Annotated in this window: 11 protein-coding genes; 8 read left to right on the top strand and 3 right to left on the bottom strand. The window is 61.5% G+C overall.

The annotated features are described in order from the left end of the window. Positions 1 to 5 precede the first annotated feature (5 nt). The 8 genes from UIA24_RS12405 (at position 6) to UIA24_RS12370 (ending at position 9,923) form a co-directional block, all read left to right on the top strand. Entirely contained in the window at positions 6 to 875 is an 870-nt protein-coding gene (locus tag UIA24_RS12405; protein ID WP_102053361.1) for a rhomboid family intramembrane serine protease, read from the top strand. A 14-nt stretch (positions 876 to 889) separates the two neighbouring features. Further along, positions 890 to 1,150, top strand: a complete 261-nt coding sequence (locus UIA24_RS12400) for a YeaC family protein (protein WP_065758578.1) — start codon at positions 890 to 892, stop codon at positions 1,148 to 1,150. Then, positions 1,147 to 1,977, top strand: coding sequence for a DUF2797 domain-containing protein (locus UIA24_RS12395; protein WP_065758579.1), 831 nt, complete (start codon positions 1,147 to 1,149; stop codon positions 1,975 to 1,977). Before UIA24_RS12400 ends, UIA24_RS12395 begins: the two co-directional genes overlap by 4 nt. 12 nt (positions 1,978 to 1,989) lie before the next feature. Continuing rightward, positions 1,990 to 4,647 (top strand): aminopeptidase N, encoded by a 2,658-nt coding sequence (pepN, locus tag UIA24_RS12390; protein ID WP_330522967.1) that lies wholly within the window; start codon positions 1,990 to 1,992, stop codon positions 4,645 to 4,647. Positions 4,648 to 4,940: 293 nt separating this feature from the next. Then, positions 4,941 to 6,017, top strand: coding sequence for a WD40/YVTN/BNR-like repeat-containing protein (locus UIA24_RS12385; protein WP_442963027.1), 1,077 nt, complete (start codon positions 4,941 to 4,943; stop codon positions 6,015 to 6,017). Further along, positions 6,014 to 8,413: an efflux RND transporter permease subunit gene (locus UIA24_RS12380; protein WP_102053344.1), complete on the top strand. Its 2,400-nt coding sequence runs from the start codon at positions 6,014 to 6,016 to the stop codon at positions 8,411 to 8,413. The genes UIA24_RS12385 and UIA24_RS12380 overlap by 4 nt, the downstream gene beginning before the upstream one ends. Positions 8,414 to 8,527: 114 nt before the next feature. Further along, positions 8,528 to 8,818 (top strand): DUF5629 family protein, encoded by a 291-nt coding sequence (locus tag UIA24_RS12375; protein WP_330522966.1) that lies wholly within the window; start codon positions 8,528 to 8,530, stop codon positions 8,816 to 8,818. Next, entirely contained in the window at positions 8,784 to 9,923 is a 1,140-nt protein-coding gene (locus tag UIA24_RS12370; protein ID WP_330522965.1) for a lactonase family protein, read from the top strand. Before UIA24_RS12375 ends, UIA24_RS12370 begins: the two co-directional genes overlap by 35 nt. A 183-nt stretch (positions 9,924 to 10,106) precedes the next feature. Here the strand turns inward: UIA24_RS12370 and UIA24_RS12365 are convergent, their stop codons facing one another. The 3 genes from UIA24_RS12365 to UIA24_RS12355 are packed head-to-tail and all read right to left on the bottom strand — an operon-like array spanning position 10,107 to position 15,579. Next, entirely contained in the window at positions 10,107 to 10,700 is a 594-nt protein-coding gene (locus UIA24_RS12365; RefSeq protein ID WP_330522964.1) for a glutathione S-transferase, read from the bottom strand. Continuing rightward, positions 10,697 to 14,344 carry an AAA family ATPase gene (locus UIA24_RS12360; RefSeq protein ID WP_330522963.1) on the bottom strand — a complete coding sequence of 1,216 codons (3,648 nt, stop codon included), beginning with the start codon at positions 14,342 to 14,344 and terminating at the stop codon, positions 10,697 to 10,699. Before UIA24_RS12360 ends, UIA24_RS12365 begins: the two co-directional genes overlap by 4 nt. After that, positions 14,341 to 15,579, bottom strand: a complete 1,239-nt coding sequence (locus UIA24_RS12355; RefSeq protein ID WP_330522962.1) for an exonuclease SbcCD subunit D C-terminal domain-containing protein — start codon at positions 15,577 to 15,579, stop codon at positions 14,341 to 14,343. Before UIA24_RS12355 ends, UIA24_RS12360 begins: the two co-directional genes overlap by 4 nt. Positions 15,580 to 15,659 lie beyond the last annotated feature (80 nt).

The raw sequence follows: 15,659 nt of genomic DNA, 5'->3' as shown, positions 1-15,659 counted from the left end.
GCGTGGTGAATGTGGTTGAGGTGCTGCGCTTGCCGTTGAGCATCGACCTGAGCGGGTTCATCGGCCTGCTGAGGCGCCTGCAGGTGCCTCACCGGGTCAGTGAGGAGGGCGGCGAGCAGGTGTTATGGGTCAGCGAGCCGCTGGCGGGCGAGGTGCTGGCGTTGTATCAGCGCTTCCCTGAAGGCAATGCTGAGTTTGCCGCCGAGTCTTTACCGAACAGTGAACCGACACGCCCCGGCTTTATCGATCAGCTTCGCGCGAGCAAGGCGACAACGGCGATCTTGCTGCTATGCCTGGTGGTGGCGGGCTTGACCGGCCTGGGTGACAACCTCTCGACCTTGAGCTGGCTGACGTTTCTCGATTTCACCGTGCACGGTGACTACCTGTACTTCACACCGCTGGCCGAGAGCCTGGCCGCTGGCCAATGGTGGCGCCTGGCAACACCGATGCTGGTGCATTTCGGCCTATTGCACCTGGCCATGAACGGTATGTGGTTTTGGGAGCTGGGCCGCCGTATCGAGTGGCGCCAGGGCGCTTGGGTCATGCTCGGCCTGACGCTTTTGTTTGGCGTGGTGTCCAACGCTGCGCAGTACCTGTTCGGTGGGCCGAGCCTGTTTGGCGGTTTGTCCGGGGTGCTTTACGGCCTGCTGGGGTATATCTGGTTGTACCAGTGGCTCGCGCCCAACCCGCTCTATCGCATGCCGCGCGGGGTGTTGGTCATGATGTTGATCTGGCTGTTGCTGTGCCTGTCCGGCCTTGTCAGTTTGCTCGGCTTCGGCCAGATCGCCAACGCCGCCCATGTCGGTGGGTTATTGGTCGGTTGTCTGAGCGGGCTCTTGGGCGGGGCGCTGGCCCGGCGTAAACTGACGACTTGATTTTGGGAGACGCTATGTCCACTTTTTCGCAAATGATCGAAAACATTACCCCGGAAATCTACGAGAGCCTGAAGCTCGCCGTGGAAATCGGTAAATGGTCCGACGGGCGCAAGCTCACCGCCGAGCAGAAAGAACTGTCGTTGCAGGCCGTCATTGCCTGGGAAATGCAGAACCTGCCGGAAGAGCAGCGCACCGGCTACATGGGCCCGCAGGAATGCGCGTCGAAGTCGGCACCGGTGCCGAACATTCTGTTCAAGTCGGATGCGCTCCATTGATCGAGCTCGGTCGCGGATCCATCAGCAAAATGTCGGCGCGTCTTGAGACGCCCCTGGTTCAGTACGCGTTTCGTCTTGGCGACAGCGAAGTACCGGTCAACCCCTTGTTGGGAACCACCGTGCGCCTCGAGTACCTGGGGGCAATTCACTGCATCCATTGCGGGCGCAAGACCAAGACCAGTTTCAGCCAGGGTTACTGTTACCCCTGCATGAGCAAGCTGGCCCAGTGCGACGTCTGCATCATGGCCCCGGAGAAGTGTCACTACGACCAAGGCACCTGCCGCGAGCCGGCCTGGGGCGAACAGTTCTGCATGACGGATCATATCGTCTACCTGGCCAACTCGTCCGGGCTCAAGGTCGGCATCACCCGAGCCAGCCAGTTGCCGACCCGCTGGCTCGATCAGGGCGCCAGCCAGGCGCTGCCGATCATGCGTGTGGCCACGCGGCAACAGTCAGGGCTGGTCGAGGACCTGTTCCGCGCCCATGTACCGGACCGTACCAACTGGCGTGCGTTGCTCAAGGGCGATGCCGAGGCGGTGGACCTGGTCGCCGTGCGCGATCAACTGTTCGAGCAGTGCGCCGAGGGCCTCCAGGCACTGCACGCACGCTTTGGCCTGCAGGCCATTCAACCGTTGTCAGATGCTCAAACCGTCGACATTCGCTATCCGGTCGAGGCCTATCCGAGCAAGATCGTCAGCTTCAACCTGGACAAGAATCCCCTGGCTGAAGGCACGCTGCTGGGCATCAAGGGCCAGTACCTGATCTTCGACACCGGCGTGATCAATATTCGCAAATACACGGCCTATCAACTCGCCGTGCATCAGTAAAAGGATCGCCACATGCGTACCGAACAGCCGCAAGTGATTTACCTCAAGGACTATCAGGCTCCCGAATACCTGATCGACGAGACCCACCTGACCTTCGAGTTGTTCGAGGACCACACATTGGTCCACGCGCAGTTGGTCATGCGCCGCAACCCGGCGCGGGGCGCTGGCTTGCCACCGTTGGTGCTGGATGGCCAGCAGTTGGAACTGCTGTCGGTACAGCTCGACGACCGCGAACTGAGCGCTACCGAGTATGAGCTGAACGACAGTCACCTGACCCTGCAGCCGACGGCGGCGCGCTTCACCCTCGACACCTCGGTCAAGATCCATCCGGAAAGCAACACCGCGCTGGAAGGCCTGTACAAGTCGAGCGGCATGTTCTGCACCCAGTGCGAAGCCGAGGGCTTTCGCAAGATCACCTATTACCTCGACCGTCCGGACGTCATGAGCAAATTCACCACCACGGTGATTGCCGAGCAGCATCGCTACCCGGTGCTGCTGTCCAACGGTAACCCGGTCGGCACCGGGCCTAGCGAAGACGGTCGGCATTGGGCGACCTGGGAAGACCCGTTCATGAAGCCGGCCTACCTGTTTGCGCTGGTGGCGGGCGACCTATGGTGTGTCGAAGACACCTTCACCCGCCAGTCGGGGCGTGACGTTACCCTGCGTATCTATGTCGAGCCGGAAAACATCGACAAGTGCCAGCACGCCATGACCAGCCTGAAGAAGTCCATGCGCTGGGATGAAGAGGTCTATGGGCGTGAGTACGACCTGGACATCTTCATGATCGTTGCGGTCAACGACTTCAACATGGGCGCCATGGAAAACAAGGGCCTGAACATCTTCAACTCCAGTTGCGTACTGGCCCGCGCCGAAACCGCCACCGACGCTGCGCACCAGCGTGTCGAGGCGGTGGTCGCCCACGAATACTTCCACAACTGGTCGGGCAACCGCGTGACCTGCCGTGACTGGTTCCAGTTGTCGCTCAAGGAAGGCTTCACGGTGTTCCGCGATGCCGAGTTCTCGGCTGACATGAACTCGCGTACGGTCAAACGTATCGAAGACGTGGCCTACCTGCGTACCCACCAGTTTGCCGAAGATGCCGGCCCCATGGCCCACGCCGTGCGCCCGGACAGCTTCATCGAAATTTCCAACTTCTACACGCTGACCGTGTATGAGAAGGGCTCGGAAGTGGTGCGCATGGTGCGTACCCTGTTGGGCGTTGAAGGCTTCCGCAAGGGCAGTGACCTGTACTTCGAGCGTCATGACGGCCAGGCGGTCACCTGTGACGACTTCATCAAGGCCATGGAAGATGCCAACGGCGTCGACCTGAGCCAGTTCAAACGCTGGTACAGCCAGGCTGGCACGCCACGCCTGGCGGTCAGCGATGCCTATGACAGCGCAGCGCAGACCTACAGCCTGACCTTCCGGCAGAGTTATCCACAAACCCCGGACAAACAGGAAAAGCAGCCCTTCGTCATTCCTGTAGAGCTGGGCCTGCTTGATGCGCAGGGCAATGACTTGCCACTGCGTCTGCTCGGTGAGGCGGCGGCCGAGGGCACCACCCGCGTGCTGTCGGTGACCGAGGCTGAACAAACCTTCACCTTTGTCGATGTGGCGGCCAAGCCACTGCCGTCATTGCTGCGTGGCTTCAGCGCACCGGTCAAGCTGAGCTTCCCCTATGACCGCGACCAATTGATGTTCCTGATGCAGCATGACAGCGACGGCTTCAACCGTTGGGAAGCCGGCCAGCAGTTGTCGGTGCAGGTCCTGCAAGAGCTGATCGAACAGCACAAACAGGGCACCAAGCTGGTACTCGACCCGCGCCTGGTAACTGCACTGGGCAGCGTCCTGAGCAATGATCAACTGGATCAGGCGATGGTCGCTGAAATGCTTTCGCTGCCCAGCGAGGCCTACCTCACTGAAATCAGTGAAGTGGCGGATGTCGATGCTATCCATGCGGCCCGCGAATTCGCCCGCAAACAACTGTCCGAGCAGTTGTTCGACGCACTGTGGGCCCGTTACCAGGCCAATCGCGCGGTGTCGCGCACGACTGCGTATGTGGCCGAAGCCGAGCATTTTGCCCGCCGCAGCCTGCAGAACATCGTGTTGTCCTACCTGATGCTCAGTGGCAAACCACAGGTGCTGGAAGCGACCCTGGAGCAGTTCGACGCGTGTGACAACATGACGGAGCGTTTGACCGCGCTGGCCGTGTTGGTCAACTCGTCGTTCGAGGCCGAGCGGGCCAAGGCGCTGGAGACATTCGCCGACCACTTCAAGGATAACCCGTTGGTGATGGACCAGTGGTTCAGCGTCCAGGCGGCCAGCACCTTGCCGGGCGGTTTGGCGCGAGTCAAAGCACTGATGCAGCATCCGGCCTTCACGATGAAGAATCCGAACAAGGTGCGCGCCCTGATTGGTGCGTTTGCCGGACAGAACCTGGTCAACTTCCATGCGGCAGATGGTTCCGGCTACCGCTTCCTGGCGGACCTGGTGATTGAGCTCAATGCACTCAACCCGCAGATTGCCTCGCGGCAACTGGCACCGCTGACTCGCTGGCGCAAGTACGACGCTGCGCGTCAGGCGCTGATGAAGGGTGAGCTGGAGCGCATTCTTGCCTCCGGCGCGCTGTCCAGTGATGTCTATGAAGTGGTCAGCAAAAGCCTGGCTTGATCGGGTTTTTGACACGCTTGTCGGCGTCTGCTTTCGCTGATGCCGTCGCCGGCAAGTTGGCGCCCACAGGGCTACACAAGGCCCTGTGGGCGTTGGCTTGCCAACGATGCAGGCGCCACGCGCCCGCAGCCTCCTTTCCCGCGCTTAACAAAAGATAACGTCTTGTTCGTTGTCAGCCCTTTCTAAACCCCGATAGGATGGTTCTCAGCTATTGCGGGGCTCTGGAACAGGGTTTCTGGCTGTGCCCGCAACTGGATTTGACCCAAATAACAATTAAATCGGGGGAGAGATCTATGGGTGAGCCCGTCATGGCGCGCACCGGGTATGGTGCAGGACAAGGGCGCAGGTGGCCGACCGTGTTGGTTGGCAGCAGCCTTCTGGCGTTGGCCCTGGGCATGTTTGCCAATGCTATCGAGGCGGCGCAGGCGCAGGCGCAGGAGTCTGCAGCCTCGGCAACGGTCTACGCCATTGAGTCCGATAAGGCCGCTCGCAGTCTGTTGCTTGACGTCACCAAGGCCGGCGCCCGGCTGGTAGCGGTTGGTGACCGTGGCCACATCCTTTTCTCCGATGACCAGGGGCAGACCTGGACCCAGGCACGGGTGCCCACCCGGCAGATGCTCACTGCGGTTTACTTTGCCGATGCCCGCCATGGCTGGGCGGTAGGCCATGATGCGCAGATCCTCGCCAGCAGTGACGGCGGCGCGACCTGGAGCAAGCAATTCGAAGACCTCAAGCGTGAAGCGCCCTTGCTGGATGTGTGGTTCCAGGACGCGCAGCACGGTTTTGCTGTGGGGGCTTATGGGGCTCTGCTTGAAACCGTTGATGGCGGCGCAGCCTGGCAAGAGGTCAGCGACCGTCTGGATAACGAAGATCAACTGCACCTCAATGGCATCGCGGCGGTGAAGGATGCAGGGCTGTTCATCGTTGGAGAGCAGGGCGTGATGTTCCGCTCAGCCGACGCTGGGCAAACCTGGAACCGGGTGGAAGGGCCCTACCAGGGCTCGTTGTTCGGTGTGGTCGGTACGGCGCAAGCACGCACGCTGCTGGCCTATGGCTTGCGCGGCAACCTGTTCCGCTCCACCGACTTTGGCGACACCTGGCAAACCATTCCCCTGCATGCCGAACGCGGGCAGTTGGAGTTCGGCTTGTCCAGCGCGACGCTTCTGGACGATGGCAGCCTGGTGCTGGTCGGTAATGGCGGTAGCGTCCTGCGCAGCACCGACGATGGTGCAAGCTTCAGTGTCTATAACCGGGCCGATCGTATCGCGCTGGCGGCTGCCAGCGCAGTCACGGATGGCAAGCTGATTCTGGTAGGCCAGGGCGGCGTCCATGTTGCCACGTCATCTGGCGCTGAGAGGGTACAACCATGACCAGTCGGGAATCGTTCGGCACCCACCAGCACCATCACGACAAGGCGTCGGTTCTTGAACGCCTGATTTTCAACAACCGGCCTGCTGTCATCTTCATCTGCCTGGTCGTCAGCCTGTTCCTGTTCTGGCAGGCCACCTTGATCCGCCCCTCGACCAGCTTCGAGAAAATGATCCCGCTTGAGCATCCGTTTATCGAGAAAATGCTTGAGCACCGTAACGACCTGGCCAACCTTGGCAATACGGTGCGTATCTCGGTGGAGGCAGTCGATGGCGATATCTTCGACAAGCACTACATGGAAACCCTGCGTCAGATCCATGATGAGGTGTTCTACATTCCCGGTGTCGATCGTTCTGCGCTCAAGTCGTTGTGGAGCCCGAACGTTCGCTGGACCGAGGTGACCGAAGAAGGTTTTGCCGGTGGCGAGGTCATTCCGAAGACCTACGATGGTTCCGCCGACAGCCTGGATGAACTGCGCAGCAACGTGCTCAAGTCCGGGCAGATCGGTCGCCTGGTGGCCAACAACTTCAAGTCCAGCATTGTCGATGTACCACTGCTGGAGTCCTACCCCGACCCGCAGGACCAGGGCAAGCAGATCAAGCTGGATTACCAGCAGTTCTCCCATCAGCTGGAAGAGAAGATCCGCGACAAGTTCCAGGCACAGAACCCCAATGTAAAAATCCACATCGTCGGCTTTGCCAAGAAGGTTGGTGACCTGATCGATGGCCTGATGATGGTCGCGATGTTCTTCGGTATCGCCCTGGCCATCACCTGGGTGCTGCTGTACTGGTTTACCTGGTGTATCCGTAGCACCATCGCCGTGCTGATCACCACCCTGGTGGCGGTGGTCTGGCAGTTGGGCTTGATGCACGCAGTGGGCTTTGGCCTGGATCCGTACTCGATGCTGGTGCCGTTTCTGATCTTCGCCATCGGCATTTCCCATGGGGTGCAGAAGATCAACGGTATCGCCTTGCAGTCCAGCGATGCCGACAATGCCCTGACCGCTGCACGGCGAACCTTCCGCCAACTGTTCTTGCCGGGGATGATTGCCATCCTGGCCGACGCGGTGGGCTTCATCACCCTGCTGATCATCGATATCGGGGTGATTCGCGAGTTGGCCATTGGTGCCTCCATCGGTGTGGCGGTGATCGTCTTTACCAACCTGATCCTGCTGCCGGTGGCGATCTCCTATGTCGGCATCAGCAAGAAGGCTATCGAGCGCAGCAAGCGCGATGCCACGCGTGAGCACCCGTTCTGGCGGCTGCTGTCCGGTTTTGCCAGTGCCAAGGTAGCGCCTGTGTCAGTGGTGCTGGCGCTGTTCGCGTTCGGTGGTGGCCTCTGGTACAGCCAGAACCTGAAGATCGGTGACCTCGACCAGGGAGCGCCTGAGCTACGTCCTGACTCGCGCTATAACCTGGACAACCGTTTCATCATCAGTAACTACTCGACCAGCTCGGATGTGCTGGTGATCATGGTCAAGACGCCACCCGAAGGCTGCTCGGTCTATTCGACCATGGCGCCGGTCGATGAGTTGATGTGGACCATGGAAAACACCCCGGGCGTGCAATCGGCGATTTCACTGGTGACGGTGTCCAAGCAGGTCATCAAGGGCATGAACGAGGGCAACCTGAAATGGGAGACCTTGTCGCGCAACCCGGATGTGCTGAACAGTTCGATCTCCCGTGCCGATGGCTTGTACAACAGCGACTGTTCGCTGGCCCCGGTGCTGGTGTTCCTCAACGATCACAAGGCCGAGACCCTTGATCGCGTGATCAAGGCGGCCCAGACCTTCGCCGATGAACACAACAAGGACGGCCTGGAGTTCCTGCTGGCAGCGGGCAATGCCGGGATCGAGGCCGCGACCAATGACGTGATCAAGTCGGCCGAGCTGACCATCCTGATCCTGGTTTACATCTGTGTGGCCGTGATGTGCATGATCACCTTCCGCTCGTTTGCCGCGACCTTGTGCATCGTGCTGCCGCTGGTGCTGACTTCGGTGCTGGGTAATGCGCTGATGGCCTTCATGGGCATCGGTGTGAAGGTGGCGACCCTGCCTGTGGTGGCGCTGGGGGTGGGTATCGGTGTGGACTACGGCATTTACATCTACAGTCGCCTGGAGAGTTTCCTGCGCGCCGGGCTGCCGCTGCAAGAGGCCTACTATCAAACCCTCAAGTCCACCGGCAAGGCGGTGCTGTTCACCGGTTTGTGCCTGGCCATTGGCGTCGCGACCTGGATCTTCTCGGCAATCAAGTTCCAGGCTGACATGGGCTTGATGCTGACCTTCATGTTGCTCTGGAACATGTTCGGCGCATTGTGGTTGTTGCCGGCACTGGCACGTTTCCTGATCAAGCCGGAGAAACTGGTGGGCAAGGAGGGTGGGTCGATTTTCGCCCATTGATCGCCTCGGTTGAGCGCATCGCCGGCAACGCCGGCCCCTACGGGGGCTGGGGTGCCGGCGATGTTGTTTGCATTGGAGTATCATTGTGCTTTTCCGCACGATGATACCTCTCTCATGACGACCCTTTCCCACGCCCTGCAAGCCAGCGACATGCTGTTGATCGACGGCCTGCATGCCTTTGATTTCACCTTCGATGAGACCGGTCTGCAGGTTGAATGCATGGATGGCCGTGCACTCAAACGCTGGCAGTTCAGCATTGAGCAGATCAAGGCCGCCCGCGCGGACGGCGGCGACTGGTTGATCGCGGCCGACGGTGTCGAGCACCGTCTGGTGTGCATGAGTGCCTTGCGCGCCTCGGAAGAGGATGACGATGAAACGTCTGCTGACGTGTCTATTGATCAATAGTGCTGTTGCCATGACGGCTACGGCGCAAGGCCACGAACTGCTGGTCGGCAGCTACACCCAGGGCAGCAGCGAGGGGATCTATCGCTACCGCTTTGACAGCCAGAGCGGGCAGATCGAGCCAGAGCCGCTGCAGGTGGTGCAGAGCGTCAACCCGTCCTGGCTGGTCGTGTCCAGTGACCGTCGCCTGTTGTTTGCGGTCAACGAAAACGGCGCCGGGCATGGCCAGGTCAGCAGCTTTGCGCTTGCCCCCGGCAGCGGTGCGATAAGCCCGCTGAGCCGGCTCGACAGCCTGGGTGACGAGCCGACCCACGCCAGCCTCAGTAATGACGGCCGCTACCTGTTCGTTGCCAACTATGCGGTGCAGCCAACCCCGGGCGGGAGCCTGTCGGTGCTGCCCGTGGCGGCAGACGGGCGCTTGTTGCCGGTGGTGCAGCAAGAACGCCATCCGCCCAGCTACGTCAACCCGGAGCGCCAGTCCGGCTCCCATGTGCATGCGGCGGTGTCGTCGCCGGATGGGCGCTACCTGTATGCCTGCGACCTGGGCGCCGACAAGGTGTTCATCTATCGCTACGACAGCGCCAACCCCGAGCGCCCCTTGAGCCCGGCCCGCCCTGCGGCGGTCAACCTGCCGCCGGGCAGCGGGCCACGCCATCTGGTGTTCGCAGCCACTGGCAAACAGGCTTACCTGACCCTGGAGATGAGTGCCGAAGTGGTGGTGTTCGATGTACAGGATGGCGTACTCATCGAGCGTCAACGGCTGCCCTTGAGCGACTCTCAGGCGCCGGCCAGCAAAGCGGCGGGGGCCTTGCACCTCTCGCCGGACGGGCGCTTCCTGTACGTGAGTAATCGCGGTACCGCCAACCAGCTGTTGGTGTTCGCAATCGACTCGGCCCTGGGTACGCTGACGCCGCTGCAACGGCGCTCGGTGGAAGGTGATCATCCTCGCGAGTTCAGCCTCGACCCGAGCGGTGGTTATGTGCTGGTTGCCAACCAGAAGAGCAACCAGATCGTGGTCATCCAGCGTGACCGGCACACCGGCCTGCTGGGCAAGACTGTGCAGAAGCTTGCCCAGGATGCGCCTTCGGACCTGAAGTTCGTCAATTGACCATCGCGGGCAAGCCCGCTCCCACAGGTGTGGACTGCCCCCAAGAAGTTGGACACAAATCCAACCCTTGGTGGGCAGTCCAAGTTGTAGGAGCAGGTCTTGCCTGCGATGCAGACGCCGCTAAGCCACTGACACCCCACCGGCGCCATCGCAGGCCAGCCTGCAACAACAGGGTGGGTGGCTTCAGCGGGCCATGATTGCCTTGAACAGCACCGAGTCCAGCCAACCCTGCAGCCAAGCTCGCAGCCTGGGGTAGGGGGCTTGGGCAAACCAGTTTGGTTCGACCCCGGCGAACTGGCGAATGAACGGCATCAGGGCTACATCCGCCAGGCTTGGGTGCGAGGTGAGCAGGTAGTCGTGCTGCGCCAGGTGTGCCTCCAGGTCATCAAGGATTTCACAGGCCAGCTGTCGGTATTCCTCACGCGAATGCGCCGGGTAGCGCTCGGCATACTTGTAGTGGTTGAGTCTGACTTTAAACAGGCTGTCGTTACGCGCTATCAGTGCGTTGGCCTGTTGCGCAGCCTGTGAGTCGGTACTCAGCAGCCAGTCTTGCGGGTCATGCCGGGCCAAGGCCCAGCGCATGATGTCCAGGCTTTCCTCCAGCACCTTGCCCTCGACACTCAACACCGGCACCGTACCTTTGGGCGATAAGGCAAGCATGTCGGCCGGTTTTTCCTTGAGGCTGACCTCGCGGATCTCGACCGGGCATTGGCTGTAGCGCAAGGCCATGCGTGCACGCATGGCGTAAGGGCAGCGCCGAAACGAATAGAGGATCATCCACTGACCTCCAGGGTACTCAGGCCATTGCCTTGGCGACGAACCTGGATCTGTACCGGAATCCGCTCGTGCATTTCCTGCACATGAGAGATCACCGCGACCTTGCGCCCTTGAGCCTGCAAACCGTCCAGTGCATCCATGGCCAGTTGCAGCGATTCGGGGTCGAGGCTGCCGAAGCCTTCGTCGATGAACAGCGACTCGATCTTCAACGTGCTCGAGGCCATCGACGCCAGCCCCAGTGCCAGCGCCAGCGAGACCAGGAAGGTTTCGCCCCCGGACAAGGAGTGCACCGAGCGCAGTTCATCCCCCATCTCGGTATCCTGCACCAACAGGCCCAACAGGCTGCCGCCGCGCTTGAGCCGGTAGCGGCGGGCCAATTGACGCAGCTGTGCGTTGGCATGGTGCACCAGCAGGTCGAGGTTGTAGCCCTGGGCGATCTTGCGGAAGGTATCGCCAGTGGCAGAACCGATCAGGGCGTTCAGGCGCGCCCAGCGTTGCCACTCGGTATAGGCCTGGGCAATCTGTTCTGCCAGCGCTTGGTTGGCCTGTTGGCGGCGCTGGTCGTCGGCTTGCTCGGCGCGCAGTTCGGCACACTGTTGCTCGCGGGTGTGCAGCTGTTGCTGCAACGCGGCCATGGCTTGTTCCAGCTGATCGGCTGGCAGTTCCCCGTTGGCTTGGGCCTGATGTTGCTGAAGGCGCTGTTCGCGCTCTTGCACCAGCACCTGAGTGTGCTCGATGGCTTTTCTGGCGTTTTGCAGGCGCTGACGCAACTGGCTGATCTGTTCGTCATCGAACGCCAGCAATTGCGTCAGGCCGGCATCGTCCAATTCAGGATGGGCGTGTCGCCATTGGCCGATGACGGCCTCCAGTTGACGGCATTCCTCTTCCAGGGCATCTCGCTGTTGCGCTTTGGCCTTGAGCTCGGCTGTCAGCTCGATCGAGCGGGCGAGGCTGTCCTGCAGTTGCTGCTGGGTGGTCGCTTCGACGCTGCGCGCCTGTTCAACGGCCTGCTCCAGTTGCTGTTGCCAGTGCTGGGCGTTTTCGTGCTCGCCAAGCAGGCCGTCTAGCGTTGCTTTTGCCTGCTGCTGTTGGGTTTGCCGGGCAACGACCTGCTGCTGCAGCTCCTCCAGCTTCTGTACCCGTGCCTGTTGTTGCAGGCTGGCCTTTTCCAGTTGCTGCTGGCGGTCGTTGTAGTCCTGTTGCTCGTCTTTTTGCCGGTCTACCAGTTCCAGGCGCTGCGCCAGTTGCTGGTCGAGTTGCAGGAAGGCGGCTGACGGTTCCTGACGCAGGGCTTGCAGGATGTCGGCGGGCAGCAGGCCGGCGAAGCTTGCCAGTGCCTGTTCCAGGCGTTCCTCGTCGTCACTCAGCGCCTGCTGTTGCTGGCTCACGTGCAGCGTGGCCTGCTGGCTGGCCTCGATGGCTACCTGCAGTTGTTGCTGCAGGCGGGCGGCGTCCTGCTGAAGCGTAAGCAGTGTGTGCTGGCGTTGCTCGTCCCGGTTGATGTCATCGTTCAGGCGGCGCAGTTGAAGCTCCAGCCAGGCCGAGCAGGCGTTGCTGTCCTGATGGGCCAACTGGGCGTAGAGCGGGTGAGCATCGAGGCTGGGGGCCAACGCTTGCTGTTGAGTGACAAGGTGCTCGTACTGGTGCAGGTATTCCTTGATCTGGCTATTGACGCCGGCCAGTTTCGCTCGCAGTTCATCCAGTTTTTCTTTCAGCCCGTCGACCAGGCGCTGGGCGTTGGCTTCTTCATCCTGGTCATGTCGGCCAAGGCTTTGCAACAGCGCTTCGGGCTGGTGGTACGGGTGTTCCTGGCTGCCGCAGACGGGGCAGGGCTGGTCGTCCTGTAGCTGCGCTCGGAGCTCTTCGACGCTGGCACTGCGGGCCAGACGCTGACGCTCAAGCAGCTGTCGTGTGAGGTTCAGTGCCTGCTCGGCGGCAATCAGCTCTTGTTTGCCTTGCAGCCCCTCGCTGATCAACTGTTCGCGTTGCTGCTGCGCGGCCTGCTGGCGTTCACGCAAGGCGTGGATTTGTTTGTCCAGATCCTGCTGGCTGTTCCAGAGCCGGGTCAGTTCTTCAACCGCACGCTGTTGCTTGCGGTTGTCTTGCAACAGCGTTCCCAGCAGGCTGATCTGCTCTGCCAGGGCCTCGGGTTCAGCGCCGGCTTCGTGGTAGATCTGCGCCAGGTGAGTGCGCTGTTCTTCCAGTTGGCGGGCCGCATCCGTGGCGCGTTGCTGCAGGGCGGGCAGTTCCTCGCGACCTTTGTTGAGCCGGTTGCCAATGAGCATCAGTTGCTGCAGTTGGCCCCGGTAGGCGCTCCAGGCGTCACCCAGGCTGGACAGGTGCGCGCTGTGCGCGAGTTGCTCGCCCAGTTGGTTCAGACGCTCGCTGTTAAGCTGCTGTTGCTCGATCAGGGTGTGTAGCTGCTGCTGGCCCTCGCGGGAGGCCTGTTCGGCCTGTTGGTGCAGGGCAAGGCTGTCGGCCAGTTCCTGTTCCAGGCGCGCCAAGGTGTCTTGCTCGGCGAAGGCCTGGCGCAGCAACGGCGCGTTCTGCGCCTGATGAGCCAGTGCCTGGCTCAGTGCCTCGCGTGCATGGTGCAGGTGTTGTTCCAGTTGTTGCTGGGCAGCCTGCAACTCAACCTGTTGCTGGCGCTGTTGTTCAATGGCAACGGTCAGTGGCGAGCGCTGGCCGGTCAGCTCCAGTTGTCGGGCAAACTGATGGCGCTGCGGCGCCAACTGCTCCAGCCGCTCCAGGTTCAGGCGTTCTGTGGCCAGTTGCTCCCAGTGCTGCTGGGCACTGTGGGCGTCCTCGGCGGCGGCACGTTGTTGCGCCTGCAGGTTGCTTAGCTCTGTCAGCCAACTGCGCTGCTGCTCGAACTGGCGCAGTTGCGCCTGTTCGGTCTTGAGTTGGCGTTGTGCCTGTTCAACACGCTGGTCGAGTTCAGCGCGTGCCTCCGGGCTGAGCGGGGTGATACCACTGGCCTGTTGTTGCAAGGCCTTGTGGATATCTTCGGCTTCTTTGCTCTTGCTGTAGGCGCGTCGGCCCAACTGGCTGTAGATCGCTGTGTTGGTGAGTTTTTCCAGCAGTTCGCTGCGGTCCTTGTCGTCGGCCTTGAGGAAGGCGCTGAACTCGCTTTGGGCCAGCATGACCGCACGGGTGAACTGTTCGAAGTTGAGCCCCAGCTTGGCCTCGATCAGCTGTTTGTACTCGCTTTTGCTCTGGCTGCTCAGTAACTGGTTGCCGTCCAGGTCATGCAGGCTCTGACGGCTGCCTTGCAGCTTGCCGTTGGCTTTATCGCGGGCGCGGTTGGTCTCCCAGCGTGCCCGGTAACGGTGGCCGTCGATACCGACGAAATCAACTTCGGCAAAGCCGCTGCCGGTGCCCCGGCGTAGCAGCGTGCGCGGGTCGCTGGTAAGGATCTCGCTGTCGACTTCTGGCAGTTTGGTTTCCCGGCCAATGCTGTTCAGGCGTGGTACAGCGCCGAACAGTGCCAGGCACAAGGCATCGAGCAAGGTGCTCTTGCCCGCGCCGGTGGGGCCGGTGATCGCAAACAGGCCAGCACTGGCCAAGGGCTCGGCGGTGAAGTCGATTTCGCAAGGGCCGGCCAGGGACGCAAGGTTTTTCAGGCGAATGGCGAGAATTTTCATGGGTGCTCCTCCTCCTGTTGCACGTCCTGCAGCAGTTGGGCGAAGTCGGCCAGTGTCTGCTCGTCCACGGCATTGCCATAGGCCTGCTCCCAGGCGCGGCTGAACAGGTCTTGCGGGCTGAGTTGGCCCAGTTCAATCAAGGGGCTACTGTCGTCGTCATCCTGTTGAGCGCCGGCGTACTCGACGGCGATCCGTACCAGGCGCACGGCCTTGCCGTTCAGCGCGAGTTCGATTTGCTGGCGCAGGTCCGGTTGTGGTTCATCCAGACGCACGCGCACTTCCAGCCAGGGCTGGCGTTGCAGGTCAGCCAGCAGGTCGACTTCGGGCAGCGCTGTCAGGTGTTCCAGCACCTCGTTCAGGGAGGCAGGGCCCAGGCGTTGCAGGTGCACGGCCCGCGGTACCAGCCGTGGCTCGACGCTGCGCAGTGCCGCGCCGTCCAGTTCCACCTCGAGTATCTGGTGTTGATAGCCAATTTCCGAGAACGACAACGGCAGCGGCGAGCCGCTGTAGCGAATGCGTTCCTCGCCGTTGACCCGCTGCGGTTTGTGCAGGTGGCCCAAGGCGACATACGCCACCGAGTCGCTGAACAGCTTGGCCGACAGTGCTTCGGCGTTGCCGATGATCAGGCTGCGCTCGGAGTCTTCCGAAATCGACCCGCCAGCCATGTGCGCATGGCTGATGGCGACCAGCGCCTGCCCAGGTTTGCGTCGGCTTTCAGCGGCAGCGATCAGGCGTTCATGTACCTGGGTGATGCCGTGCAGGTAATCGTCACCCACGTGTGCGCCGGTCACTTCGGCCGGGCGCAGGAAGGGCAGCGCCAGGCACCAGGCGCGGGTTTTGCCCTTGGCATCGGTCAGCGGGATCAGCAAGCGATCACTGTCGAGCTGGCCGTCATCCAGCCACTGCACACGGCCCAGGGCATGGGTGCGCAGGCGGCGCATCAACGGTGCCGGCAGTTCGATACGGGCACCGGAGTCATGGTTGCCGGCGATGATCACGATATCCAGCGCAGGCTGCTGTTCGTGAGCGCGGACGATGAAGTCGTACAGGCGTTCCTGGGCTTTGACCGGAGGGTTGACCGTATCGAAGATGTCGCCGGCAATCAGCAGGGCATCGGGTTGACGCAGGGCCAGTTGGCCGAGCAGCCAGTCGAGAAAGCAGGCATGTTCGAAGTCACGTTCCTGGCTGTGGAGGGTTTGCCCCAGGTGCCAGTCGGAGGTGTGAAACAGACGCATTGAAAGTCCTGTGCAGAGGAAACCGGGTCGCTCTGGGCAGCGTTGGCCAGCAGGGGCGGTCGGCTATGGTAGCGCGACTA

It is taken from the genome of Pseudomonas sp. AL 58 (assembly GCF_036348395.1).
Lineage (GTDB): Bacteria > Pseudomonadota > Gammaproteobacteria > Pseudomonadales > Pseudomonadaceae > Aquipseudomonas > Aquipseudomonas defluvii.
This window is presented reverse-complemented; position numbering and strand designations above follow the sequence as displayed.